Raw genomic sequence first — 26,003 nt, 5'->3', positions numbered from 1 at the left:
TTTCGTTAATTTTTCGGGCACGGGTTTCGCTATGTGAGTGATGCACATCTTACACAGGAGAACATCATGAGCATGAGCGAACAATCGCTGGGCCAGCTCGCCCGCCAGATTCCCGGCGCCACCCGGGTATTTCACGATTTCCAGCTCGATTTCTGCTGCGGCGGCAAGCAGACCCTGGGCGAGGCCGCGCAAGCCGCGGGCCTGGATGCGCAGGCCGTCGAGGCAAGCCTGCTGTCGCTACAAGCCCAGGCGCAGCGCGACGGCCGCGACTGGGGCAGCGCGTCCGCGGCCGACCTGATCGCCCACATCCTCGCGCGCTATCACGAGGTGCATCGGCAGCAACTGCCCGAGCTGATCCGCCTGGCGCGCCGGGTGGAGCAGGTGCATGGCGACCGCGAGGATTGCCCGCTTGGCCTGGCGGACCACCTGTGCGTCATGCAGCAGGAGCTGGAGAGCCATATGCAGAAGGAAGAGCAGGTCCTGTTCCCGCTGCTCGCGCGCGAGCTCGGCGGCATGGCGGGCGGCCCCATCACGGTCATGCGCATGGAGCACGACGAGCACGGGCAGGCGCTGCAACGTCTCAGCGAGTTGACCAACGACATCACCTTGCCCCGCGCCGCGTGCAACACCTGGCGCGCGCTGTACCTGGGGCTGCGCACCTTGCGGGAAGACCTGATGGAGCACATCCATCTCGAGAACAACATCCTGTTCGACAACGCCGAGCAAGCCGCCCCGGCCCACGCCTGATCCGATCGCGACAGGCGCACGTATTACAGCGAGACCCATCATGGGACAATACAAAAGACTCTGGTTCACCCTGATCGCCGTCGTGGCGGTCACCTTTTCGCTGCTTGGCTATTACGGCACCGAGGTCTACCGCAAGGCGCCGCCGATTCCGCAGCAAGTCGCGACCGCTGGCGGCAAGGTCTTGTTCAGCAAGGACGATATCCTCGACGGCCAGACCGCATGGCAATCCGTCGGCGGCATGCAACTCGGCTCCATCTGGGGCCACGGTGCCTACCAGGCGCCGGACTGGACAGCCGACTGGCTGCACCGCGAGCTGACCGCCTGGCTCGACCTGGCGGCGCGGGATACCTACGGCCGCACCTATGCCGTGCTCGACTGGCCGACACAGGCCGCGCTGCGCGAGCAGCTCCGCGCCGAGTACCGTGGCAACCGCGTTGACCCGGACAGTGGCGTGCTCACCGTCTCCGCGCGGCGCGCACAGGCCATCGCCGACACCGGCGCCTACTACGCGCGGCTATTCTCCGACGCACCGGAACTGCGCAAGAGCCGCGAAAGCTTCGCCATGAAGGAGAACACGCTGCCCAGCGCCGAACGCCGCGCCAAGCTGACGCACTTCTTCTTCTGGACCGCATGGGCCGCCGCCACCGAGCGTCCCGGCCTGAGCGCCACCTACACCAACAACTGGCCGCACGAGCCGCTGATCGGCAACCAGCCCACTAGCGAGAACATCATCTGGTCCATCGCCAGCGTGGTGGTCCTGCTGGCCGGTGTCGGCTTCCTGGTATGGGCCTGGGCATTCCTGCGCGGGCATGAAGAGGCGCCGCCCGCCGTGGCCGCGCGCGACCCGCTCACGACGTTCGCGCTCACGCCGTCGCAACGCGCCCTGGGCAAGTACCTGTTCCTGGTGGTGGCGCTGTTCGTGTTCCAGGTGCTGATCGGCGGCGTGACGGCCCACTACACGGTGGAGGGGCAGAGTTTCTACGGCATCGAGCTGTCGAGGTGGTTCCCGTACACGCTGATGCGCACCTGGCACATCCAGAGCGCGCTGTTCTGGATCGCTACCGGCTTTCTGGCTGCCGGCCTGTTCCTGGCGCCGCTCATCAACGGCGGCAAGGACCCGAAGTACCAGAAGCTTGGCGTGGACGTGCTGTTCTGGGCCCTGGTGGTGGTCGTGGTGGGTTCGTTCACCGGCAACTACCTGGCGATCGCGCAACTCATGCCCGAGAACCTCAACTTCTGGCTGGGGCACCAGGGCTACGAGTATGTCGACCTGGGCCGGCTGTGGCAGATCGGCAAGTTCGCCGGCATCCTGTTCTGGCTGGTGTTGATGCTGCGCGCCATCGCGCCGGCGCTGCGCACGCCGGGCGGCGACAAGAACCTGCTGGCCTTGCTGACATCCTCGGTGGTGGCCATCGGCCTGTTCTACGGCGCCGGCCTGTTCTACGGCGAGCGCACCAACCTGTCGGTGATGGAGTACTGGCGCTGGTGGGTCGTGCACCTGTGGGTCGAGGGCTTCTTTGAAGTGTTCGCCACCACGGCGCTGGCCTTTATCTTCTCCACGCTTGGCCTGGTGTCGCGGCCGATGGCCACGGCGGCCAGCCTGGCCTCGGCGTCGCTGTTCATGCTGGGCGGCCTGCCTGGCACCTTCCACCATCTCTACTTCGCCGGCACCACGACGCCGGTGATGGCGGTGGGCGCCAGCTTCAGCGCGCTCGAAGTGGTGCCGCTGATCGTGCTGGGCCATGAAGCCTGGGAGAACTGGCGCCTGAAGGACCGCGCACCCTGGATGGCCAACCTGAAGTGGCCGCTGATGTGCTTCGTCGCCGTGGCGTTCTGGAACATGCTGGGCGCCGGCGTATTCGGCTTCATGATCAACCCGCCGATCTCGCTGTACTACGTGCAGGGCCTGAATACCACGCCGGTGCATGCCCATGCCGCGCTGTTCGGGGTCTACGGCTTCCTGGCGCTGGGCTTCACGCTGCTGGTGCTGCGCTACATACGGCCTGCCTGCGCGCTGAACCAGGGCTTGATGAAGACGGCGTTCTGGGGGCTCAACGCGGGCCTGGTCCTGATGATGGGCACCAGCCTGCTGCCCATCGGCATCATCCAGTTCCACGCCAGCGTCAGCCAGGGGCTGTGGTATGCGCGCAGCGAGGCCTTCATGCAGCAGCCCATCCTGCAGACGCTGCGCTGGGTGCGCACCTTCGGCGACGTGGTGTTTATCGTCGGCGCGCTCTCGATGGCGCTGCAAGTGGTACTGGGCCTGCTCGGCAAGGCACCGGCGCAGACCGCGCCGGAAGGGCGCCTGAACGCGGCGCAACGTTAAGCCCATTCACATACGCAAAGTAAGTAGCGGGTTGCGGCGGCCCTGTCGAGGCGACCCGCCCTGGTTGAAATAACAGCCGCCCGGGCACCCGGCCCAGCGGCTGTTTTTGCGTTCATGGGCTGGTACGCAGACACCCGGCCATCCATCGATAGGCAAACAGCTTGCCGTCCGCGCCTGACAGCTTCCGACATGTCATACGCTTGTCCGTCGTCAATCTACATATAGTGTTTGGGCGGTACGCTCTATCCCACATCTAGTGTGAATGCTGTTGGGAGAATATATGGAGCACTGTACTGAAACCGTCGTTGCCAGCCTGCCGAGTGAGGTCATCAAACGCAATGGCGAAAAGACGGCATTCGCCATCGAGCGGATCCAGTCCGCGTTGCGCCGCGCCGGCGTGGCAGCCGGCGAGTTCAACGATGCGCAGGCAGCCAGCCTCGCCGAGCAGGTGGCCAGGGTCCTGGCATACCGCTTCCATGACCAGACGCCAGGCGTCGAGCAGATCCAGGATGTGGCCGAGCAGGTCCTGATCGCCGCCAACTACTGGAACACCGCGCGTGCGTTCATTGCCTACCGCGGCCAGCACGCCAGGCTGCGCCAGGATCGCAAGGCACTGGTCGACGTGGAAGCCTCGATCAATGAGTACCTGAGCAAGGCTGACTGGCGGGTGAATGCCAATGCCAACCAGGGCTATTCGCTTGGCGGGCTGATCCTGAACGTGGCGGGCAAGGTCACCGCCAATTACTGGCTGTCCCATGTCTACGCGCCGGAAATCGGCGAGGCCCACCGCAACGGCGATATCCATATCCACGATCTCGACATGCTCAGCGGCTACTGTGCCGGCTGGTCGCTGCGCACGCTGCTGCATGAGGGATTCAACGGCGTGCCGGGCAAGGTGGAAGCGGGGCCGCCCAAGCGCATGTCCTCCGCCGTGGGGCAGATCGTCAATTTTCTCGGCACGCTCCAGAACGAATGGGCCGGCGCGCAGGCGTTCTCGTCGTTCGATACCTATATGGCGCCATTCGTGCGCAAGGACACCATGTCCTATGCCCAGGTGCGGCAGTGCATCCAGGAGCTGATCTACAACCTGAACGTGCCGTCGCGCTGGGGCACGCAAACGCCCTTTACCAACCTGACTTTCGACTGGACCTGTCCCGAAGACCTGCGCGAACAGGTGCCGGTGATCGGCGGGCAGGAAATGCCGTTCGCCTATGGCGAGCTGCAGGAAGAGATGGACCTGATCAACCGCGCCTATATCGAGGTGATGACGGCAGGCGATGCCAAGGGCAGGGTGTTCACCTTTCCCATCCCGACCTACAACATCACGCGCGATTTTCCGTGGGAATCGGAGAATGCCACGCGGCTGTTCGAGATGACGGCCAGGTACGGGCTGCCGTACTTCCAGAATTTCATCAACTCGGAGCTGGAGCCGAATATGGTGCGCTCCATGTGTTGCCGGCTCCAGCTCGACCTGCGCGAACTGCTCAAGCGCGGCAACGGTTTGTTCGGCAGTGCCGAGCAGACCGGCAGCGTGGGCGTGGTCACCGTCAATTGCGCACGCCTGGGCTACCTGCATGCCGGCGATGAAGCGGCGCTGCTGCGCGCGCTGGACCGCCTGCTTGAATTGGGCAAACAGAGCCTGGAGAACAAGCGCAAGCTGATCCAGCGCCTGATGGACCAGGGCCTGTTCCCCTATTCGAAGCGCTACCTCGGCACCTTGCGCAATCATTTCTCGACGTTGGGCGTGAACGGCATCAACGAGATGATTCGCAACTTCACCGCTGACCGGCACGACATCACGTCGGAGTGGGGCCATGCCTTCGCGCTGCGCTTGCTGGAACACGTGCGCGAGCGCATCGTGGCCTTCCAGCAGGAAACCGGCCACCTCTACAACCTCGAAGCCACGCCGGCCGAGGGTGCGACATACCGCTTTGCCCGCGAAGACCGCAAGCGCTGGCCGGAGATCCGCCAGGCCGGCACGGCGGCGCAGCCCTATTACACAAACTCCTCGCAGTTGCCGGTCGGCTGGACCGACGACCCCTTCGAAGCGCTGGCGCGGCAGCAGACCTTGCAGTCCAGGTACACCGGCGGCACGGTGCTGCATCTGTATATGGGCGAGCGCCTGTCCAGCGGCGAGGCCTGCCGCGAGCTGGTGCGGCGCGCGCTGACACGCTTCCGCCTGCCGTACATCACGGTGACGCCGACCTTCTCGATCTGCCCGACGCACGGCTACCTCGCCGGCGAGCATCCGTTCTGCCCGCGCTGCGACGAGGAGATCCTCGCGCGCAAGCGGGAACAGATCGCCGCCTGACCCGGCTCAACCGTTCTTCTCGTTCCTTTGTGTTTTTCTGTTGTTTCAACCCACTCTCAAGACGGAGCAAACCTGATGACTCACCAATTTCAATCCTCGCCATCCATGCAATCCCAGCCTCGCGACGCCGTGCTGCGCGACGAGGAGCGCCAGCCCTGCGAGGTCTGGACCCGGGTGATGGGCTACCACCGGCCGGTTTCCAGCTTCAATACCGGCAAGCAGGGCGAGCACCGCGAGCGCCGCTTCTTCGCGCAGCCCCATGCCGTTGCCTGCTGACGCTTGCGCGGTGGCCAGGCGCCGGCACGACGCGGCCACGTTGCCCACGTTGCCCACGTTGCGTATTGGCGGCATGACGGCGCTGACCACGATCGACTTCCCCGGGCGCCTGGCCGCCGTCCTGTTCTGCCAGGGCTGTCCCTGGCGGTGCGGCTACTGCCACAACCAGGACTTGCTGGATGCCAGCGCGCCACCCGCCATCGCCTGGGCGGACGTGCAGGCCTTCCTGCAGGCGCGGCGGGGCCTCCTCGACGGCGTGGTGTTTTCCGGGGGCGAGCCAACCCTGCAGGCGGGACTGCCCGGTGCCATCGAGGCCGTGCGGGCCGGGGGCTTCGAGGTCGCGCTGCACACCGCCGGCATGTACCCCGATCGCCTGGCCGCCATCCTGCCCCGGCTGGACTGGATCGGCCTGGACCTCAAGGCACCGCTGCATCGCTATGACAGCGTGACGCGGGTGCCGGGCAGCGGGGAGCGGGCGTGGGAATCGCTGCACCGGTGGCTTGCCAGCGGCGTGGCGGGCGAGTGCCGCACCACCTGGCACGCCGGCCTGTTCGATATCGCGGAGCTGCATGTGCTGGCCGAGGGCATCGCAGCGCTTGGCGTAACGCACTGGGCGCTGCAGGAGAGCCGCGGCAGCGGCGCGAGCGCATCGCTTGGCCGCGGCGATGTCGACAGGCTGGCATCGCACTTCAACCGTTTCACGCTGCGCAAGGCCTGACGGAAGCGCCGGCCTTGCGCAAGGTCAATCGATCGCAGTACGGGCCACGCAGAAGACGCGGCCCGTACTACGATGAAAGCTGCGTAACAGGAATAACAGCTATAACAGCAATAGCAGGAATTCGACAAGGAGAGAAGCATGCTCACCAGGCAAGCCTCAACCGAGGCACGCAGGCTTGACTACCACGGGCCGGAGGAATGGCGCATGCCCATCATGGACGCCCTGCGCCGCGTGGTGGATCCGGAACTGGCACTGTGCGTCCTTGACGTTGGCCTGATCTACGCCATCACCGTATCGGACGGATCCGTGCATGTCTCGATGACCATGACATCCGCCGCATGTCCGGTGGCCGACATGATCCTGGACGATGTGCAGCTCGAACTGGAAGGCGTGATGCCCCTGGGGTACCTGATCGATGTGGAATTGTGCTGGGAGCCCGCATGGACGCCGGAGCGCATGAGCGCCAGCGCGAAGCACGCCATGGGATGGTGAGCGTGGCCGCGCGTCGCGCGCAAGGACGCCAGCGCAAGACCTGGCCCCGGCTGGCGGTGCTGCTGCTGGCCGTAATCGCACTGCTCGCGGGCATGCTCGGCGGATTGTTGCGCGCCGGCGTGACGCTGCCCTGGGGCGGCGATTACCACCTGCCGTGGCACGCGCTTCAGTTTCACGGCGCCTTGATGACCGGCGGCTTTTTCGGCACGGTCATCGGCATCGAGCGTGCGGTGGCGCTAGGCCGTCCCGCCGCCTTTGCGGCGCCAGTGGCATCGGGGCTGGGCGCTTTGCTGATGGTGGCGGGATTGCCTGCCGCCGGCGCGTGGGCCATGGCGGCCGGCGCGCTGGTGTTCGTGGGCGTCAGCGTGGCGGTAGTGCGGCGCCAGCCGGCCGCCCATACCGCCTTGCTGCTGGTCGCCGCGGTGGCCTGGCTGGCCGGCAACGCGGAACTGGCGTCAGGTCACTGGCTGGACTCGGTCAACGCCTGGTACTTTATTTTCCTGGTTGTCACGGTCGCAGCCGAGCGGCTTGAGATGACGCGCCTGATGCGCCGCAGGCCCGGCGCACAAGCGGCCTTGCTTGCCATCCTGGCGATGCTGGTGCTGGGTGCCGCCGGCTCGGCGCTGGACGGGAGCGCAGGCAGGCTCGGCGGTGTTGTCTATGGCGCATCGCTGGCGTTGCTTGCCGCCTGGCTGGCACGCTTCGACATTGCGCGCCGCACGGTGCGCAGCCACGGACTGAGCCGCTACATGGCGCTCTGCCTGCTTCTGGGCTATGGCTGGCTGTTGGTGGCAGGCGTGGCGTGGGCGGCAACCGCGGCAGGGCTGCCATGGCGCGACGCCGCGCTGCATGCGCTGGGACTGGGCTTTATCGTCAGCATGGTGATGGCGCATGCGCCTGTCATCCTGCCGGCGATCACGCGTATCAAGCTGCAGTTCGGCAATGGCTTCTATGTGCCGCTTGCCGTGCTGCACCTCTCCCTGGCCGCGCGACTGAGTTTTGGCCACGCGTTGCCGGCAGTCAGGGCCGTGGCGGCGGCGGGCAACGTTGCCGCCATCCTGCTCTTCATCGCCGTTGCCGCCGCCGCGGCGCGGGCATGGCGAGCGCGCGAGGCGCCACGGCCCCGGCAGCCCTGAATCTTCCACCGGACGGCGAGGGCCACATCGGCCGGCCTCAGTGCCTGCCCGGATCTACTACTGCGCTGGCATGCGGCAGGGCCGGGAAGGCCCGCGCCAGCAGGTCGGCGAGCGTGTAGCTTTCAAGATGCCGCAGGAAACTCCGGCGAGCGCCATCCATGACGCAGCAAAGATGCTCGTCGCTCGCGAACTTGCGGGTGCTGCCGTCGGCGAGGCCGGCAACCAGATCGAAATCGGGCTCCACGCTGCGAACCACGTCGCCCAGATTGATGCTTCCCGGCCCGGACGACAGCTGCATGCCGCCGCCTCTGCCGCGCATGGTCGCGATCCATCCCTGGCGGCTGAGCTTGTGCGTCACCTTGACGATGTGTGCTCTGGAGATGCCGTAGGCCTGTGCGATCTCGCTATTGGTGCACATCCGTTCAGGATGTCGCGCAACGTAGATCAGCAACCGTAGCGCGTAGTCGGTCATGGTGGTGAGGCGCATCGTATGAACCTGTTGATATTCAGGCCTGCCCGGGCCGGCTTGTCCGCGGGCAAGCCAATTGCGGAAAAGGCGAATCGGGAGGGCGCGGACGGCCTGGATGCAGCGGAGGAGGGCGAGGTTCAGCCGCCGCTGCAGCCGCAGCCCGTGCCGTTTGCGCTACCGCATCCCTGTGTGGCAGCGGCGGGATGGACGGTGAAGTCGATCACCACGGCATCGCCCGCGCGCTCAACGTAGGCAATCTGGAGTTGATCTTGATAGCGCCGGCGCAGTTGCTCGATCAGGGGAAGGGGATCGTGATCGTTGACGAATCGCATCGACTCGCCTTCGCCCAGCGCTTCCAGCGCGCCAAAGATCGCGGCATGGCGAAAGCGCTTGGCAATGCCGCGCGCGTCGAAGAGAAAGGGTGTGTTGGTTTGCATGGTAGCGTCCTTGGTAGCGTGTCTACGCAAGCATGCTAGCGAGGTATTGGCCCGCCGCGATTGACGCCGGTCAAGCAATTTCCGGTTGGGGTTTCACGCGGCAAGGGCGCGCTTACCCACCGGCAAACCTGCGCTGAAGCGCCTGGATATCGTGAATCACGACTTCAGGGCCGGCCACGCTGATCAAGGCCGCTTCGCTGAGCCGCTGCAGGGTGCGCGAAAGCGTTGCCGGCGACAGCCCCAGCTTGGAAGCGATGAGATTCTTGTTGACGGCAAAGCGCGTGAGGTTGCCCTCGCGAGGCCCGTTCAGCAGGTAGCCGATGACTCTCTGTTGCGAATTGTGCAGGTTCACCGTCTCGATATCCTGCACCAGGGTATGCAGGCGCATCGACAGGCCCGCAAGCATGCGGCGCGCAAAGGACGGATCGCGATCGATGGCGGCAAATATATCCTGCTTGTCGAGCAGGATAAGCAGCGTGTCGTCGAGCGCCTGGGCGTCCACCAGGTAGGGGCGGTCAAGGAACATGACGGCCTCCCCAAATGCCTCGCCGGGGCCGAAGAACTCGACGATTTTCTCGGGGTTGCCGTGCACCGAGGGCAGTGCCAGCTTGATCTGGCCAACGGCAACAACGTATAAGCCCGCAGCCGCGTCGCCGCGCCGGAAGAGATGGCTGTGCTTGGATACCCTGACCTCNGTGCTTGGATCCCCTGCCCTCATGGCAGGAGCCCGCCAGTTCGGCCAGTTGCTCTGTGTCGAGGTTACGGAAGAGCGGCAGGCTTCCCAGCAGCCCCTCGAGATTTAGTTTGTGGCGCATGGATTGCCTCAGTGGCAGTGGTTGCATCGGTCAAGCTGTCGCAGCTTGCCTTTGGGGCAGGCCGGCCTTGCGGACCGGCAAATGACGGCGTATCCCGGCGTGCGGCGACAGCTACGTAGTGCATAGGATTCCACGCCCCGGTCAACCGGGTCTTGCGGCAGATCAAGTTCCCCTGTCCTGGCGGGCGAGCTATGACGGTCAGGACTCCTGGCGTGCGCCTCTTCGTTGCGCCATGCGCTGGCCAATCCCGGCGAGGCGATCGTGCGGCAGGCGGACGGCCGCGGGATAGACCTCGCGCTCCTCCCGCAATGCGTGCTCGGGATAGAGGGTGGAGAACGCCTCGAGCTCAGGCGGAGCAGGGTGCCTTGTCCCCAGCGACATCGCCTCCAGCCAGGGCTGCACGCAACACCACAATTCACCCAGGTACTCATGCTCGGCATCCAGCTCGTCGATACTTGCTGTCAGGCTGGCGTCACCCAGCTCCCGCAATGCGGGGAACAGGTCCTCCTCTTCGTCCGCATGGTGCAGCGGCGCCGCGAGCTGGAAGTATCTCAACACACTGGCGGCCGCGGCCCGTGCCTCTTCATCTGCGCCGTGCCGCGCCGCATGCTGCTCAAGTCTGGAACACAGGCCGGCGAAACGCCGGACTTTCTCATGGCATGCCAGCAGCAGCTCAATCGGTGAATCGAAGCCAGGAAGACTGGCCGCGGTAGAAAACATTGTTGCGCTCCGGTTGGGCCCGGCAACCTTCAATTGCCTGCTGCCGACTCTCAAGTATCGCCTGAAGCAAAGCACGCATTGTTGAGATAGCGCAAAGATGCGCGCTGCCGGTTCATGGGTAGCTTCGCCAGTTGCGCAACCCTTTGCCGCGATCAATCACGATGCGTGCGTTTGGCGTCTAGCATGGCGGCGCCAGGAGTGAGTTCCAGATGAATGCAGCAACCCTGCTGCCCTGCATGCGGAGATTGACAAGATGCCGACCCGACTTCCCCCTTCCGAAATCCGCGAGGATGCCGGTGCGCCACATCGCCTGTGCCGGCAGCGCCCCATGGCATGGCAGGAAGCATGAGGGCTGCGCACCTGAAATACGAGAATGCACCGCGGCCATCCGTAGTCCTTGGCTGCCTGCTGCCGGCGCCATGGCTTGGCGCCACCGCGGGATTGCTGCTGGCATTCGGTCCCTCTGCCGGCCTGCCGTTCCGCTTCTCCCCGACGGTGCTGGCGGCGGTCCATCTCCTTGCGCTGGGGATGCTGGTTCCCGTCATGGTGGGGGCATTGTTCCAGATGATGCCGGTGGTCGCCGGGGTGCGCGTACGCGGGTCCGATGCATTGGCTCGCCTGGTCGCGTTGATAGGAGGGGGTACGGCGCTCGGGCTGGCCGGTGGATTCCTTGCCGGCCGGCCACTCGGTTTTCGCGTGGCAATCGTGCTTGGGGCGCCTTTCCTGTGCCTGGTCGGCCTGGCATTGCTTCGGGCAGGCGCGCGCGTAGCCGCCGTGGACGCAACCACGCGAACACTGGCAGGCATAGGCGCCGCGCTGATCGCAACGGCCACGACCGGCGCGGCGCTGGCCGGCGTACTGGGCGGACAGTGGCAACTGGCGCCGGGTCCGTTGCTGCGGCTGCATGTCGCCTGGGGACTGGTGGGCTGGCTGGCCACGCTCGTTACCGGTGTCGCAACCACGGTGGTCCCGATGTTCTGGCAGACCAGGCGTCTCCCGGCCGCGCTGGAACGCTTCCTGCCTTGGGGAATCTGGTTGCTTCTGCTGGCCTATAGCGGCGCCGTGATCGACGCGCCGCGATTTTCCGGCGCCGGTGCAACGCCGCTTCTATTGCTGTTGGGAACACTCGCGGCATCCGGACTGCGGGGCCTACTGTGCGCGCGGCGCCGCCATGATCCGTGCTGGCGGCTATGGGCTGCCGCCTGCGTGAGCGCCATCGGCGCGGTGGCATTGTCGCTCGCGGCCATCGCCGTGCCTGCGTCCATCGCGATCCCCTGGTGGATCGGCACCGCCGTGCTGGTCGGATGCGGCGTATTGCCGGTAACGGCGATGATCGGCAAGATCGTGCCTTTCCTGATCTGGATGCATTTGCGCCGCCGCTTGCCATTGCCGGCCCGGATTCCCGCCATGCAGGCGATGATTTCGCCAGGCCAGCAGCGCTGGCAAGCCAACTTGCTGCTGCTGGCCTATGTCCTGCTGCTGGCGCTGCCGCTAGCCCCGCGATGGCTGGCTTTGCCTGGTGGCGTGCTGTTTGCAGCGGCCAACTTCTGGCTCGGTTTGCAACTGTTGCGCGCAGTGCGCTGCCTCCGCCGCACCATGAGCACCGGCGGGTTGCCACCTCGGCATTCTGATCTGGCCAGGAAAACGGATCGTTGAATTCAGGCGGGATCTCCCGCCATGACGAGCCGAATGCCGGCTGCATCTGATCGCGTTCAAGGTGCTCGGGTGCGCAAGGCGCGCTCCCATTGTCGGATCACATGCGGCAAATCACGCCGGCCCAGACGCTGCGGGGAGCGCCGGGGGCAACAAACAGTGCGCTGGCGTTGTCTCCCGGCGTATTCTGCGGCCGCAGCAGATTGCCATTGGGAAAGACGTCATTGGCGATCTGCCCGTAGGTCTCGTAGCGGCGGTCGAACAGGTTGGCCACACGCACATAGACTTCGAAGCCTTTGCTCACGCGATACGAGGCGCGCAGGTTGACCGTGGCATACCCCGGCGTACTCCAGTTCACGGACTTCGGCGCCTTGCCGGGCTGCGGGTCGGCGCGCAGGCCGTCTTCGTTGCCGCTGGTGACGCTGCTGGACACGCCAACCAGGTCGGCTCCCAGGGTCAGTTCGGGCAGCGCCTGCCAGTCCACGCCCAGCTTGATGGTGTGGCGCGGCAGGCCGGCCAGGCGCATGCCCGGCTTGACGTCGATGGTCCGTTCGCCCACCGCGAGCTGCCCGGTGGCCTGATAGGTGGCGTCGAGATAGCTGTAGCCGAGGCGCAGGGTGACGTTGCCCAGGCGCTGCCGGGCGGACAGGTCGAAGCCCTGGTTGCGGGTCCGGTCGAAATTGGCGAAGTAGCCCTGCTGCGTGTTGGGGGCGCGCAAGAAGAGGATGTCGTCGTGGTTATCAACGCGATAGAGTGAGCCGGACACTTCGGTGTCCTTCGAGGGCCGCCAGCGCGCGCCCACTTCATAGGAGTGCGAGACGACCTGCTTGAGGTAAGGGTCGGCCTGCAGGCCGGCAGGCAGGCGGCAGGGCTGGGCGGGATCGGCGCAGCCCAGCTCCAGCGCCGTCGGCACGCGGTTGTTCTGGGCGTAGCCGCCAAATACCGAGACCCCGGCGCCCAGCTTCTGCGTAATGCCAAGCGCAGGGTTGAGCCTGCGGTAGGTGAAGCTCTCGTTCGGCTGCTCGCTGCCGTCGCTGTTGCGCAGCGTATTGCTCACGGTCACGTGGTTCCACCGGGCCGAACCCGTCACGAAGGTGCTGGGCGTCACGGCCCAGGTGTCCGACAGGTACAGGCCAATCGCGCGCGAGGTGCCGCTGACGCCGGAGAACAGTTCGTTCGGTGCATCCGGGTTGGCGATCACGCCGCGGTCGTCGGTAAAGGTGCCTGGCTGCTCGTACTGCGAGTACGTCAGGCGGCTGCGGTCGAACGTCAGCCCGGCGTTGATCAGATGCTTTTCCGTTTCCTTGGCGAAGCTGAACGCCATGCCAATGGACTGCTGCCACATGTGCGTCGTGTTCAGCACCGCCGGATCCAGCGCCGCGCCTTCGGCCCGGGTGTAGCCGCAGCGGGACTTGCGCGGGCTGCCGTCGGCGTTGAAGCCGTCTTCGCAGTCTTCCGTGTAAGCCGCGTAGACCGGGTTCACGTCCCCGTTGGTGGTGTCGCGGCGGCTGGTGCGCACATAGGCGAGCACGGCGGTGCTGGTCTTCTCGTCGAACCAGTGGCGGCCGTTTAGTGCGGCCTGGGTGACCATGTTCTCGGTTTTGTCGGGATAGGTATAGACGGCACCGCGATTGCTCTCATAGAGCCCGGGCAGCATGGCATTGCCGCTCGCTCGGTAGCTGGGTACCAGGCCGTTGCCGATCAGGGTGCTGCGCCCATGCAGCACGGAGACGTCCCAGCTGTTGGTCTCGCCCTCGTGTCCGGCCTTGATGAACAGGTTGCCGAGCCGGCCCTCGGAATGATCGCGCCAGCCGTGCTCCTGGAACAGGGTGCCGGCGGCGAAGGCGTGCCAGCCGCTGTCGCTGCGGATGCCGCCTGACAGGTCGGCGCGCTTGCGGTTGCCGCTGCCATAGGAGAGATCAGCGGTGAAGCCAGGTGAAGTCAGCCCCGAGCGGGTGGTCATGGCAAGCGCGCCGCCGAGCGTGTTGAGGCCATAAGCGGGGTTGGCGCTGGAGACCAGCGAGACGCTTTCCAGGGCGGACTCGGGAATCATGTCCCAGCTCACCACATCGCCGAAGGGCTCGTTGACGCGGATGCCGTCCAGGTAGACAGACAGCCCTTGCGATACACCCGGGATCGACGAGGCGCGAAAGCCGCGGTAGGTGAGGTCGGTCTGGAAGGGGCTGCCCTGGATGTCGTTGACGTTGACGCCGGTGAAGTTGCGCGCCAGGTATTCGGCGAGGGTGCCGGTGCGCGTGCCGTTCAGCTCGTCGCCGCTGGCCGTCTGTACCGTGTAGGGCACGAGATCGCGGTCCACGCCGATGCCGGGCAGCGGAGCCGCCGCCACCACCAGGACCTCGGGCAGCGTGGCACTGTCCCCGATTTGCACACCATTGTCCTGTTGTGCAACAGCGGGCAGGGCGGCCAGCAGTGCCACGGCCAGTGCGATGGCGGTGACCGCGCCGCGCCGTGGCGCGCGGCGCAGCGGCGCCGGGCGCAGGGCAGCGCCTCGCGGCACGGCACTGCGCCTGGGCGGGGGAAGGTTGGCTGGCATCTTGCATCTCCTCGGAATGATTGGCCGGGGCACCTGCGTTGGGTGCCGGCCTGGCGGAAACAACTCGAGGGACAGTGAGCAGGTTCCATACCTCGGGCTTCGGGAAAACCTCCCGATCCGCAGGCGAATTCCACCGGCCACCGCAACCTTCCGGGGGCGTCATTGCCATGACGATGTCTCGCTATCTGTTAAGCCGTGCCATCCTGATCTCCGCGGCCTGCCTGTGCTGCGCGCTGGTGGTCGCGCTATGGCTCGCGGTGCGCGCCATCGGCGACGAGCGCCGTGGCGCGGACGCCATGGCACAACTGATTCCTCGCCTGTCGGCCTTGCAGATGGCGGCGCCGGACGAACGCGAGGCGCATCTTGCCGCCCTGCGCGCCATCAATGCATCGGCCCGGATGCGCCACTTGTGGCTGCATCTGGAGGACGCCACGGGCCAGGTGCTGGTGAGCACGCCGCAGCCACGGGACAGCGCCGCCTGGGGCGGCCTGCTTGCCCTTCCGGGCCTGGGCGCCGATGCGGCGCGGCTGGAAAGCCGCTGGGAGATCCGCACCCGCGACGGCGCCACCTACCGCGCCGCCTTGCGCTGGAATCCTGAGAGCGAAATCCAGGAAGCCAGCGACGACATGGCCGGCAATCTCGCCGTGCTGGCCGTCTATGGCGCGCTGCTACTGTTTGGCATCCACTGGGCCCTGGGACGGGCGCTTGCTCCCCTGCAACAGATCCTGGAGGCTATCCGGCGCTACGAAGACAAGGACTACAGCGTGCGCCTGCCGCCCATGCGCACGCGCGAGATGGACCAGGTCGGCCGTGCGCTCAACCACCTGGCCGGTGCGCTGGACGATGCCCAGGCGGAGCGCCGCGCCCTGAGCCGCAAGCTGCTGACTGCCCAGGAAAGCGAGCGCGCGCGCCTGGCGCGGGAGCTGCACGACGAGTTCGGCCAGGTGCTCGCCGCAATGCGCGCCGATGCCGCCTATCTGGTACGCAAGAGCGTCCATGAGCCCGTGCTGCAACTCGTGGCCAACGACCTGGCCGGGCATTGCGCCAGGATCCAGCACGAGGTACGCCATCTGCTGCACCGGCTTCGGCCGCACGGCGTGCAGCCCGACGGCCGGCTGGCCTCAGTGGAGCGCTTGCTGCAGGACCTGGTGCAAGCCTGGCGCGACCAGCCGGGCCAGCAGACGCAGGTGGACTGTGAGGTGGCGCTTGGTGGCGTGGCGCCGGGCCCGGACCTGGTCCTGACGCTGTACCGGATGACGCAGGAAGCGCTGACCAACGCGATGCGCCATGCCGGCGCGCGCCGCGTGGCGATCCGCATTGCCGCCACGGCCGCAGGGGAGGCGGTGCGCTGGAGCGTGGAGGACGACGGCCAGGGCATTGCCGACGTTGCCGCGGCCCTGCAGTGCAGTCATGGCCTGCGGGGGATGCAGGAGCGCGCGTGGGCCCATCTGGGCACGCTGCATATCGAACCTGCCTCTGCTGCGGTCGTTGCCACGCCCGGCTGCCGCCTGAGCGCCAGCTTCCCGCTTGCGCAGCAAGCCTTCGCCGAGCCGGTTCAACCGCATGGGAGCCAGAGCAAATGAAAACGATCGACGTAGTCATTGCCGATGATCACGCGGTAGTGCGAACCGGGTACCGGCGGCTGCTCGAACTGGAGGAGGGGGTGCGCGTGGTAGCCGAGTTCGGCGATAGCGATGCCGCCTACGCCTGGCTGACACAGCATTCGGCCGACGTGCTGATCCTGGACCTGTCGATGCCCGGACGCGGCGGCATGGAAGTGCTGCAGCGGCTGGGCGCGCGGGTGCCCGCATTACGGATCCTGGTGTTCAGCATGCACGACAGCGCCGCCATCGTAAGCCAGGCCATGCGGGCCGGCGCCGCCGGCTACCTGACCAAGAGCAGTGCGCCGGAGGCACTGGTGGACGCGGTGCGCAAGGTGGCCAACGGGGGGCAGGCGCTGTCCGACGATGTCGCGGGCCTGGTCGATGCCGGCAGCCGGCCGCCGCCGCACCTGGCCTTGTCGCCGCGCGAGTTCGACCTGTTCCGCCTGTTCGCGCGCGGCACGGCGATCGAGGAAGTGGCCGCGCAGCTCTATCTCAGCACCAAGACGGTGGCGAACTACCAGACGCTGATCCGCAAGAAGATGGGCCTGGCCAACCGGGTGGAAATGCATCGCTATGCGGTGGAGCACGGCTTCGGCTGAGCCTCTGTTTCAAAACGGGACAGGTCTGGCCCGGGCGCTGGTGGCGTGTTCCACGGCGGGACAACCATCAATAGTGCACTGCACAACGCACAGCCCTGCAGCGATGTCTGGCTGCCTCCAGGATGACGCCGGAGAAGGCCAGGCGCCCGATAGTCCGCATGTTGCGCCGCACATGGTATCGGCCTTGCTCTTCTAGCCAGCATGAACACTTCCACCTTCTGCCATGCCATGCTTCGTCGCCTCGCTTTCGCGCTGCTGCTCGGCTTTGGCCTGGCGCATGCGCTGGCCAATGCGCTGGCCGCGCCAGCGCAGGGGGCGCCGCGCTTTCCGGTGCGCCCGATCACGTTGATCGTGCCGTGGCCGGCGGGCGGTGCCACCGATATCTCGATGCGCGTGCTGGCGGAACTGGCCGGGCGGGAACTCGGCCAGCCCATCGTGGTGGAGAACAAGCCGGGCGCCGGCGGCACGCTGGTGGGCGGCGCGCTTGCCGCCGCGCGGCCGGATGGCTACACCATCGGCCAGTTGCCGCTGACGGTCTATCGCTTCCCGCATCAGCAGAAAACCGCGTGGCAGCCGCTGCGCGACATCCAGCCGGTGCTGATGATCTCCGGCTACACCTTCGGCATCGTGGTGCCCGCGGACAGCCCCTTCCACACGCTGGAAGACCTGATTGCCTGGGGCCGGGCCCATCCCGGCGCGCTGACGGTGGGTTCGACCGGCATCGGCACCACCGCCCACCTCGCCATGGAGGATGTGCTCGGACGCAGCGGCGTGCGCTACGTGCACGTGCCTTACCGCGGCACCGCGGACCAGATGCTGGCGGTGGCCAATGGCTCGCTGATGGCGGGCGTGAATTCGACCGGCTTCGCGCCCTTCGTGGAGAGCGGGCGGATGCGCCTTCTGGCCGTGTTCAGCGCGCAGCGCTCGGCGCGCTGGCCCGAGGTGCCGACCGTCAGCGAGCTGGGTTTCGACAACGCGATCCACAACTCGCCCTATGGCATCGGCGTGCCGCGCGGCACCGACCCGCTGATCGTCAGCCGCCTGCACGACGCGTTCCGCATCGCCATGCAACAGCCCCGCCACGTGGCCGAGCTGGCCAGATACGACCAGGAACTGACCTACCTGGACACCGCCCGGTACGAAGCCTACCTGCAGCGCGCCTGGGAGGCGGAGCGGCGCTTCGCCGAGCGGGTGGGCACGGCCCAGCCGAAGGAGCACCTGTGATGGCCCCGGAATCCCCGCTGGCGCTGCGCTGTGAAGCCGTGCGCAAGCGCTTTGGCAACCAGCACGCGCTGGACGGCGTTTCGCTCGACGTGCGGCGCGGCGAATTCGTCGCGCTGCTGGGCCCCAACGGCGCAGGCAAGACCACGCTGTTCCAGATCCTCAGCGGCTTGTTCGTGGCCGACGCGGGGCGGGTTACGGTCATGGGGGTGGATATGCGGCGCCACCCGGTGCGTGCGCTGGCCCGGCTCGGCATCGTGTTCCAGCAGCCGGCCATCGACCTGGACTTGTCGGTCTTGTCGAACTTGCATTTCCATGCAGGCCTGCATGGGATGGCGCGCCGCGTTGCCGCCGGGCGGATTGCCCGGCTGCTGGAGGATTTCGGCCTGGCGGAGCGGGCGGGGGCATCCGTGCGCGAGCTCTCGGGCGGCAACCGGCGCAAGGTGGAACTGGCGCGCGCGCTGCTGCACGAGCCCGCCGTGCTGCTGATGGACGAGCCTACTGTCGGACTCGATCCGGCTTCGCGCGCGCAGATCGTTGCCGATGCGCGCCGGCTTGCCGCGCAGGCGCAGGCCGGCGTGCTGTGGGCTACGCACCTGGTGCAGGAGGTGGAGCAGGCGGACCGCGTGATCGTGCTGCATCGGGGCGCGGTGCGCTTCGATGGCACGCCGGCCGCGCTGCGCGGCGCCGCCGAGTGCGACAGCCTGGAGCAGGCATTCCTGGCCCTGACGCGCTTCCCCGCAATGCCAGTCCATACCACCGAGCGCGCCAGCGAGCGTGTCCCGGCATGAACAAGCCGCCCACCCTTGGCTTTATCGCCTGCGTCACCCTGGCCGCCATGTTGCTGCTGATCGCCGCCGGCGTGGCGGGTGCCGCCGAAAGCCGCACCGCCACCGGGCAGGTCTTCGTCTCCAGCGAGAAGGACGATGCCGTGGTCGCCTATAGCGCGGCCAGCAGGCAACTGATTGCCGTCTGGCGGCAATGCAAGCGCCCGCGCCACCTGCAGTTGTCGCCGGACCGGCGGCGCCTTTACGTGGCCTGCAGCGACGATAACCGGGTGGACGTCGTCGACGTGGCGAGCCGCAAGACCGTGGCCTCGCTGCCGGTCGGCGACGACCCGGAACTGTTCGACCTCAGTCCCGACGGCCGCACGCTCTACGTCTCCAACGAGGAGGACGGACTGCTGTCGGCCTACGACATCGCGTCCGGCAAGAGGGTGTTTGCCATCAAGGTGGGCGAAGAGCCCGAGGGCGTGAAGGCCAGCCCGGACGGCAAGCGGGTGTACGTCACCTCGGAAGTCGCCAACCTGGTCCATGTGATCGACGTGGCATCGCGCAAGCTGATCAAGAACATCCGGGTCGGCAACCGCCCGCGCCGCCTGCTGCTGGCCATGGACGGCAAGGAGCTGTGGGTGACCAATGAACTGGCCGCCAGCGTCAGCGTGATCCGCACCGATACGCTGGAAGTGGTGCAGACCATCGCCTTCACGCCAAAGGGCTTTCGTGCGGAGGACGTGACTCCGGTCGGGCTGACAGCCAGCAGCGACGGCAAGCGTGCCTATATCGGGCTGGGCCGCGCCAATCGCGTGGCCGTGGTCGATGTGGCTGAGCGCCGGGTGCTGGACTACGTGCTGGTGGGCCGCCGCGCCTGGGGCCTGGCGCTGACGCGCGACAACGCCTTGCTCTATGTGGCCAACGGGCTGTCCGACGACGTCAGCGTGGTCGACACCGCAAGCAACAAGGCCGTGACCACGCTCAAGGCGGGCAGGGTGCCGCATTCGGTGGCGATCGATGATTAATCCGGCGACCGGGCTGCGCTGGTTGGCCGTGTTCGCGTGGCTGGCGGCCACCGCGCACGCGGCTGACCTGAGGGTGGCCGTGGTTTCCATGGCCGGCGACGGGCGCTATGCACCCAGGCGGATGGAGCAACGTTATCCCGGCCAGCCCCAAGGCCGTCCCGTGGACGGCGCGCGCGTGGCAGTGGCGGAATCGCGCTTTGCGCTGGAAGCCGCCGGGCAGGCACTGCGGCTCGATGCGCAGGAAGCCGGCAGCGAAGCCGAGGTGGGGCCGATGGTAGCCGCGCTGGCGCGCCAGGGCACGCGCTTTATCCTGCTGGACCTGCCGGCTCCGGCGGTCAGGCTGGCGGCGCGTGCGGTCAAGCCCGGCGAAGCGCTGCTGTTCAATGTTTCCGCCGACGACGACGAACTGCGCGGCGCCGGCTGCGCGCCGCATCTGCTCCACACGCTGCCCAGCCGGCGCATGCAGGCGGACGCGTTGATGCAATACCTGGCGCTGCGCAAGTGGCGCCGCGCGCTGTTGCTGAGCGGGCCGTCGCCGGAAGACGCGGCGCAGCGCGCCGTGCTCGCGCAGGCTGCCCGCCGCTTCGGCATTGCCTGGTCGGCGCAGCGCGCGTTCAAGCTGTCGAACGATCCGCGCGAGCGCGAGCTGGGCAATCTCGGCCTGCTGACTGCGGGCGTGGACTATGACGTGGTGGTGGTCGCCGATGCCGACGGCGAGTTCGCGCGCGGCGTGCCCTATGCCACCCAGCTGCCGCGCCCGGTGGTGGGCTCCAGCGGACTGACCGGCCAGGCCTGGCACTGGGCCTGGGAGCGCAACGGGGGGCCGCAGCTGAACCGGCGTTTCATCAAGGCGGCAGGCCGTCCCATGACCGGATACGACTGGGCCGCGTGGGTGGCTGTGAAGGCAATCGCCGAAAGCGTGGCGCGGCAGCCCAAGGACGGCTTTGCCGGGCAGGCCGAGGCGCTGGTCTCCGAGGCGGTGGTAGTGGACGGCTTCAAGGGGCCGCCGCTGTCCTTCCGGCGCTGGGACGGCCAGTTGCGCCAGCCCGTCCTGTTGGCGCATCCCGACGGCGTGGTCGGCGTGGCGCCGGTGGAGGGCGTGCTGCATCCGAAGAACAATCTCGACACGCTGGGCGCCGACGCGGCCGACACCGCGTGCCGTCCAGGCAAATAAAGGGGGCGACGGCCAGGCCATGACTACCACCCTGATCCATGCCTGGCGCGCCTTGCGCGCGGTGGCCGGGCGCGAACTGCACAAGTTCTTCCGGCAGCCCGGGCGGCTGTGCTCGTCGCTGGCGCGGCCGCTACTGTGGCTGCTGGTATTCGCGGCCGGCTTCCAGAATGCGCTCGGCGTCGCCATCGTGCCGCCCTATGACACCTATGTCGAATACAAGGTCTTTGTCACGCCCGGCCTGCTCGGCATGATCGCGCTGTTCAACGGCATGCAGTCCTCGCTGGCGATGGTGTACGACCGCGAGATGGGCGTGATGCGCCTGCTGCTGACCGCGCCGCTGCCCAGGGCCTGGCTGCTCGCCTGCAAGCTGGCTGCCGGCACCTTGCTTTCCTTGCTGCAGATGGTTGCCTTCCTGCTTGTCGCCATGGCCTTCGACGTGACGTTCGCGCCTGCATGCCTGCCCGGCGCGCTGGCGGTGATGGTGCTGGCCGCGCTGATGCTGGGGGCGTTGGGCTTGCTGCTGTCGGTGCATGTGCGGCAACTGGAGAACTTCGCCGGCACCATGAATTTTGTGATCTTCCCGATGTTCTTCATCAGCTCGGCGCTGTATCCGCTCTGGAAACTGGAGGAGTCCGGCGCCACGGTGGTCTACCAGCTCGCGCGCTTCAATCCCTTTACCCATGCCGTGGAAGCGATCCGCTTCGCCTTGTACGGGCAGGCCGCGCCAGTCAGTCTCGCGGTGGTGGCCGGTTGCACGGCTGTGTTCTTCGCTTTGGCGCTGTTCGGTTACGACCCGCAGCGCGGGATGGCGCGCCGCGTGCGCCAGGCCGGGGGGCCGGCATGAGGCATGCCGTGCCGCTGGCAGCTTGCCTGGCGTTGGCCGCAACGGGCGCGTGGGCCTTGGACAGCCGGGATCCGTTGCAGTCGCCGCAATGGCCGCTGGTGCACAAGGAAGCGCTGCAACAGGCGCCGTTCGTGTTCGACAGCCGCGTCAAGGTCACCGGGCCGGCCTTTGCCGAAGATCCGATGCGGGTACCGATCGCCTTCGATGCGTCGGCGCTTGGCGAGGTGGATCGCATCGTGGTGGCGGTGGACCGCAACCCGATCCGCAAGGTACTGGAGTTCGAGCCGCTCAAGGTGCGCCCCTCGCTGTCGTTCCGCTTCAAGCTGGAGCAGGCCTCGCCGGTGCGCGTGGCGGCCCGCACGCGGGACGGCGTGTGGCATGTGGGCGGGGTGATGGTGGATGCCAGCGGCGGCGGCTGCACGGTGCCGGGCGCTACCCGCCGCGATGGCTCATGGAGCACCACGCTGAACCGGGTCGAATCGCGCGTGTTTCCCGGCCTCGGCGGCGCGGGTGGCCGGGTGCGGCTACGCGTGATGCACCCGATGGACACCGGGCTGGTGGCCGGTATCCCGGCCTTCCATGTGGAGTCCCTGAGCCTGCTCGACGCCACCCGGGAAACGATGCTGCGGATGACGCTGTACGAACCGGTTGCCGAGAACCCGATCTTCTCCTTCGACCTGCGCGAGGCCATCGAGCGCGGCATGACGGTGACCGGACGCGATAACAACGGCAACCGGTTCGCGGCGCAGGTGACGCCATGAAGCGCGCGCTCGGGATCCTGCTATGGCTGGCAGCGCAGGCGGCGCTGGCGCAGGCAGGGGACTATCGCCTGGCGCCACGCCAGGTCGCCGCCGACGTGTGGCTGCTGGAAGGGGCCAATGCGGATTTCGCGCCGGGCAACGGCTGCAACATCATCAACACCGCCTTTATCGATACGGGTGACGGCGTGGTGGTGATCAATACCGGGCCGTCGCGCCAGTACGGCGAGCAGCAGCGCCGCGCCATTGCTTCGGTCACGGCGGCGCCGGTGAGGCTGGTGCTCAATCTCAACCTGCATCCGGACTACTTCTTCGGCAACCAGGCCTATGCCGAAGTGGGCGGCAGCGCGCTGGCCGGCACCATCGACGGCGCCCGGCGCGAAGGACCTGCTTATGCCGACAACCTCTACCGCCTGTGCGGCAACTGGATGCGCGACACCGAACCGGCGCCGCCGCGCCACGTGCTGACCCCGGGCCGGCGCACGATCGGCCGGCACACCTTCGATCTGATCCGGATGGACGGCCACACCGCCGACGACCTGGTGATCGTAGACCGCAGCGCCGGCATTGTGTTCGCGGGCGGCGTGGCATTCCGCGAGCGCGTGCCGACCACACCCCACGCCGATCTCAAGCGCTGGCTGGCCAGCCTGGACCAATTGCAGGCGCTGCTGCGCGACAGCGGCGCGCGGCTGCTGATCCCCAGCCACGGGCCGGCGCTCGGCAGCGCGGACGCCATCGCGCAGACACGCGGCTACCTGCAGTGGCTGGACGCCCGCATGACCCAGGCGGCCTCCGAGGGCCGCGACCTGGCCGAGGTGATCGCCATGCCGGTGCCGGACGCCTACGCGCGCTGGGGCGCCATGCCGGCGGAGTACTTGCGCAATGTGACGCACCTCTACCCGGCGTATGAGGATGCCGCGTTGAGACGCTGAGTCCGGACAGGTGTGCTGTTCAATTCCGCAACAACGGCAACGGAGTGTTCCGCGCTGGTACGCCATCCGCGCATCCACCGGCCGCCGCGGGGCCGGATGCGGGTGTTTTCCATTGGCATGGGAATTGCCAAGAGTCAGTCTGGTGTGCGTGGCGCACTGGTGAAGATCGACAACAAGAGAGAGGAGCAGACAATGAGGACGTTACGCGTGATGATGGTGCTCGCGGCGACTGCCGCGAGCCTGGCGGCGCAGGCCGCGGTGACCGATGCCATGATCGAGAATGACGCGAAGTCGCCGGGCGACGTGCTGTCGTGGGGGATGGGCCCGCAAGGCCAGCGCTTTTCCGCGCTGAACCGCATCAACACCAGGAACGTCAGCCAGCTGGTGCCGGCCTGGTCGTTCTCGTTCGGCGGCGAAAAGCAGCGCGGGCAGGAAGCGCAGCCGTTGATTCATGACGGCAAGATGTTCGTGACGGCCTCGTACTCGCGCATCTACGCGCTCGATCTGAAGACCGGCAGCAAGCTCTGGAAATATGAGCATCGCCTGCCCGAAGGCATCATGCCCTGCTGCGACGTGGTCAACCGTGGCGCGGCCCTGTACGACAACCTGGTGATCTTTGGCACGCTCGATGCGCAACTGGTGGCGCTGGACCAGAAGACCGGCAAGGTGGTGTGGAAGGACAAGATCGAGGACTATGCCGCTGGCTACTCCTACACGGCAGCGCCCCTGATCGTCAAAGGCATGGTGCTGACCGGCATCTCCGGCGGCGAGTTCGGCGTGGTGGGACGGGTCGAGGCACGCGACGCCAAGACCGGGCAACTGATCTGGTCCAGGCCGGTGGTGGAAGGCCATATGGGCTACAAGTACGACAAGGACGGCAACAAGACCGAGGACGGCGTGACCGGTACCCAGAACGCCAGCTGGCCCGGCGAGACCTGGAAGACCGGCGGCGCGGCCACCTGGCTGGGCGGCACCTATGACCCGAAGACCGGCCTGGCCTACTTCGGTACCGGCAACCCGGGGCCGTGGAACAGCCACATGCGCAAGGGCGACAACCTGTATTCGGCCTCGACCGTGGCGCTCGACCCGACCACCGGCAAGATCGTCTGGCATTACCAGAACACGCCGAACGATGGCTGGGATTTCGACGGCGTCAACGAGTTCGTGACCTTCGACCAGGATGGGAAGCGCCTGGGCGGCAAGGCCGACCGCAACGGTTTCTTCTACGTCAATGACGCCACCAACGGCAAGCTGGTGAACGCCTTCCCCTTCGTCAAGAAGATCACCTGGGCCAGCAGCATCGACCTCAAGACCGGGCGCCCCAACATGATCGCGGAAAGCCGGCCGGGCGACCCGGCCGCGGGCAGCGATCCGAAGAAGGGCCAGTCCGTGTTCGCCGCGCCGGGCTTCCTCGGCGGCAAGAACCAGCAGCCGATGGCCTACAGTCCGCAGACCGGCCTGTTCTATGTACCGGCCAATGAATGGGGCATGGACATCTGGAACGAACCCGTGGGCTACAAGAAGGGCGCCGCCTTCCTCGGCGCCGGCTTCACCATCCATCCGCTCAACGAGGACTACATCGGCTCGCTGCGCGCGATCAATCCCAAGACCGGCAAGATCGAGTGGGAGGTCAAGAACTACGCGCCGCTGTGGGGCGGGGTGATGACCACTGCCGGCGGTCTGGTGTTCTGGGGCACGCCAGAGGGCTACCTGAAGGCAGCGGACGCCAAGACTGGCAAGGAACTGTGGAAGTTCCAGACGGGCAGCGGCGTGGTGGCGCCTCCGGTTACCTGGGAGGAGGGCGGCGAGCAGTATGTGGCTGTGGTGTCGGGTTGGGGCGGCGCAGTGCCGCTGTGGGGCGGGGAAGTTGCCAAGCGCGTGAATTTCCTGGAGCAGGGCGGATCGGTGTGGGTGTTCAAGCTGCACAAGAGCTGAACGTTGCCGGACACCATGTAATAAAGCGGCCCTGCGCGTGCCGGCCTCGCACACCGAAGCCGGCACGCGCAAGGGCTGGTCGATGATCAGAGCATTGGGACGTAGATATGCGGAAGGCGAAAGGATACCTGTCGTTGATGGCCACGGTGGCGATGGTGCTGTGTGCCGCCCGGGTCGAAGCGGCGCCGGATATGCAGGCGCTGGCAGACAAGAGCGGCTGCTTTTCTTGCCACAGTATGAATGCCAAGGTGGTAGGGCCGGGCTTTGCCGAGGTAGCGGCCAGGTACAAGGGCGATGGGGAGGCGCCCGAGCGGCTGGCGAAAAAGATCCGTGAGGGCGGAAAAGGCGTTTGGGGACGGATTCCCATGCCGTCGCACGAGAGTATCAGTGAAGCGGATGCCAGGAGGCTGGCAGAGTGGGTGCTGAGTATTGGATGAAAATCGGATGAGCATTGGAAGAAACCGGTGCCTGACCTGACGGTCGG

The 26,003-nt window shown here is 66.9% G+C and carries 23 protein-coding genes and 1 pseudogene; 19 read left to right on the top strand and 5 right to left on the bottom strand.

Annotation, left to right across the window (positions count from 1 at the left end):
- Positions 1–66 precede the first annotated feature (66 nt).
- From ytfE to CF70_RS06835, 7 genes are all read left to right on the top strand, one after another.
- On the top strand, positions 67–747 hold the full coding sequence (ytfE, locus tag CF70_RS06865) for an iron-sulfur cluster repair protein YtfE (RefSeq protein WP_035862317.1): 681 nt from the start codon (positions 67–69) through the stop codon (positions 745–747).
- Between the two features lie 40 nt (positions 748–787).
- Entirely contained in the window at positions 788–3,073 is a 2,286-nt protein-coding gene (locus CF70_RS06860; protein ID WP_035862315.1) for a nitric-oxide reductase large subunit, read from the top strand.
- A 280-nt stretch (positions 3,074–3,353) separates the two neighbouring features.
- On the top strand, positions 3,354–5,384 hold the full coding sequence (locus CF70_RS06855; RefSeq protein WP_035862304.1) for a ribonucleoside triphosphate reductase: 2,031 nt from the start codon (positions 3,354–3,356) through the stop codon (positions 5,382–5,384).
- Positions 5,385–5,459: 75 nt separating this feature from the next.
- Positions 5,460–5,660: an anaerobic ribonucleoside-triphosphate reductase gene (gene nrdD / locus CF70_RS06850; RefSeq protein ID WP_035862303.1), complete on the top strand. Its 201-nt coding sequence runs from the start codon at positions 5,460–5,462 to the stop codon at positions 5,658–5,660.
- A 73-nt stretch (positions 5,661–5,733) separates the two neighbouring features.
- Positions 5,734–6,378: an anaerobic ribonucleoside-triphosphate reductase activating protein gene (locus CF70_RS06845; RefSeq protein ID WP_051648099.1), complete on the top strand. Its 645-nt coding sequence runs from the start codon at positions 5,734–5,736 to the stop codon at positions 6,376–6,378.
- 138 nt (positions 6,379–6,516) lie between these two features.
- Positions 6,517–6,870: a metal-sulfur cluster assembly factor gene (locus tag CF70_RS06840; protein ID WP_051648098.1), complete on the top strand. Its 354-nt coding sequence runs from the start codon at positions 6,517–6,519 to the stop codon at positions 6,868–6,870.
- Positions 6,819–8,006: a hypothetical protein gene (locus CF70_RS06835; RefSeq protein WP_235184919.1), complete on the top strand. Its 1,188-nt coding sequence runs from the start codon at positions 6,819–6,821 to the stop codon at positions 8,004–8,006. Before CF70_RS06840 ends, CF70_RS06835 begins: the two co-directional genes overlap by 52 nt.
- 37 nt (positions 8,007–8,043) lie before the next feature.
- Here the strand turns inward: CF70_RS06835 and CF70_RS06830 are convergent, their stop codons facing one another.
- The 4 genes and pseudogenes from CF70_RS06830 to CF70_RS06815 all read right to left on the bottom strand — a co-directional run bounded on the left by CF70_RS06830 (position 8,044) and on the right by CF70_RS06815 (position 10,447).
- Positions 8,044–8,493 carry an RrF2 family transcriptional regulator gene (locus tag CF70_RS06830; RefSeq protein WP_035862301.1) on the bottom strand — a complete coding sequence of 150 codons (450 nt, stop codon included), beginning with the start codon at positions 8,491–8,493 and terminating at the stop codon, positions 8,044–8,046.
- Between the two features lie 119 nt (positions 8,494–8,612).
- Complete coding sequence (locus CF70_RS06825) at positions 8,613–8,912, bottom strand: DUF2249 domain-containing protein (protein WP_035862299.1); 300 nt, start codon at positions 8,910–8,912, stop codon at positions 8,613–8,615.
- Between the two features lie 112 nt (positions 8,913–9,024).
- Positions 9,025–9,606: pseudogene (locus CF70_RS06820) on the bottom strand (Crp/Fnr family transcriptional regulator); the annotation flags it as partial.
- A 319-nt stretch (positions 9,607–9,925) separates the two neighbouring features.
- Entirely contained in the window at positions 9,926–10,447 is a 522-nt protein-coding gene (locus CF70_RS06815) for a hemerythrin domain-containing protein (RefSeq protein ID WP_035862296.1), read from the bottom strand.
- 345 nt (positions 10,448–10,792) lie between these two features.
- On the opposite strand from CF70_RS06815, the gene CF70_RS06810 reads away from it, so the two are divergent.
- Positions 10,793–12,103: a hypothetical protein gene (locus CF70_RS06810; protein ID WP_035862294.1), complete on the top strand. Its 1,311-nt coding sequence runs from the start codon at positions 10,793–10,795 to the stop codon at positions 12,101–12,103.
- A 97-nt stretch (positions 12,104–12,200) separates the two neighbouring features.
- Here the strand turns inward: CF70_RS06810 and CF70_RS06805 are convergent, their stop codons facing one another.
- The gene (locus CF70_RS06805; RefSeq protein ID WP_152561710.1) at positions 12,201–14,654 is read right to left on the bottom strand and encodes a TonB-dependent receptor; all 2,454 of its coding nucleotides are present in this window, start codon (positions 14,652–14,654) and stop codon (positions 12,201–12,203) included.
- Between the two features lie 167 nt (positions 14,655–14,821).
- Between CF70_RS06805 and CF70_RS33715 the strand changes: the two genes are divergently transcribed.
- The 11 genes from CF70_RS33715 (at position 14,822) to CF70_RS06750 (ending at position 25,956) form a co-directional block, all read left to right on the top strand.
- Entirely contained in the window at positions 14,822–16,237 is a 1,416-nt protein-coding gene (locus tag CF70_RS33715) for a sensor histidine kinase (protein ID WP_081862051.1), read from the top strand.
- Entirely contained in the window at positions 16,234–16,857 is a 624-nt protein-coding gene (locus CF70_RS06795; protein ID WP_035862291.1) for a response regulator transcription factor, read from the top strand. The genes CF70_RS33715 and CF70_RS06795 overlap by 4 nt, the downstream gene beginning before the upstream one ends.
- Before the next feature lie 228 nt (positions 16,858–17,085).
- Positions 17,086–18,081 (top strand): tripartite tricarboxylate transporter substrate binding protein, encoded by a 996-nt coding sequence (locus CF70_RS06790; protein ID WP_035862347.1) that lies wholly within the window; start codon positions 17,086–17,088, stop codon positions 18,079–18,081.
- Positions 18,081–18,869 carry an ABC transporter ATP-binding protein gene (locus tag CF70_RS06785; protein ID WP_035862289.1) on the top strand — a complete coding sequence of 263 codons (789 nt, stop codon included), beginning with the start codon at positions 18,081–18,083 and terminating at the stop codon, positions 18,867–18,869. The genes CF70_RS06790 and CF70_RS06785 overlap by 1 nt, the downstream gene beginning before the upstream one ends.
- A gap of 47 nt (positions 18,870–18,916) precedes the next feature.
- Positions 18,917–19,876 (top strand): PQQ-dependent catabolism-associated beta-propeller protein, encoded by a 960-nt coding sequence (locus tag CF70_RS06780; RefSeq protein ID WP_414629428.1) that lies wholly within the window; start codon positions 18,917–18,919, stop codon positions 19,874–19,876.
- Positions 19,869–21,050 (top strand): ABC transporter substrate-binding protein, encoded by a 1,182-nt coding sequence (locus CF70_RS06775; protein WP_035862283.1) that lies wholly within the window; start codon positions 19,869–19,871, stop codon positions 21,048–21,050. The genes CF70_RS06780 and CF70_RS06775 overlap by 8 nt, the downstream gene beginning before the upstream one ends.
- Before the next feature lie 19 nt (positions 21,051–21,069).
- Complete coding sequence (locus tag CF70_RS06770) at positions 21,070–21,894, top strand: ABC transporter permease (RefSeq protein WP_035862277.1); 825 nt, start codon at positions 21,070–21,072, stop codon at positions 21,892–21,894.
- Positions 21,891–22,655 carry a quinoprotein dehydrogenase-associated SoxYZ-like carrier gene (locus CF70_RS06765; protein ID WP_035862275.1) on the top strand — a complete coding sequence of 255 codons (765 nt, stop codon included), beginning with the start codon at positions 21,891–21,893 and terminating at the stop codon, positions 22,653–22,655. Before CF70_RS06770 ends, CF70_RS06765 begins: the two co-directional genes overlap by 4 nt.
- Positions 22,652–23,584 (top strand): quinoprotein relay system zinc metallohydrolase 1, encoded by a 933-nt coding sequence (locus CF70_RS06760; protein WP_035862273.1) that lies wholly within the window; start codon positions 22,652–22,654, stop codon positions 23,582–23,584. The genes CF70_RS06765 and CF70_RS06760 overlap by 4 nt, the downstream gene beginning before the upstream one ends.
- Positions 23,585–23,776: 192 nt before the next feature.
- Complete coding sequence (locus CF70_RS06755) at positions 23,777–25,519, top strand: PQQ-dependent methanol/ethanol family dehydrogenase (protein WP_035862272.1); 1,743 nt, start codon at positions 23,777–23,779, stop codon at positions 25,517–25,519.
- Between the two features lie 137 nt (positions 25,520–25,656).
- Entirely contained in the window at positions 25,657–25,956 is a 300-nt protein-coding gene (locus CF70_RS06750; protein WP_152561711.1) for a c-type cytochrome, read from the top strand.
- The last annotated feature ends 47 nt before the right edge of the window (positions 25,957–26,003 follow it).

The organism is Cupriavidus sp. SK-3, assembly GCF_000611145.1.
Lineage (GTDB): Bacteria > Pseudomonadota > Gammaproteobacteria > Burkholderiales > Burkholderiaceae > Cupriavidus.
Note: the sequence above shows the minus strand (reverse complement) of the source record. Positions and strands in the feature narration are given on the sequence as shown.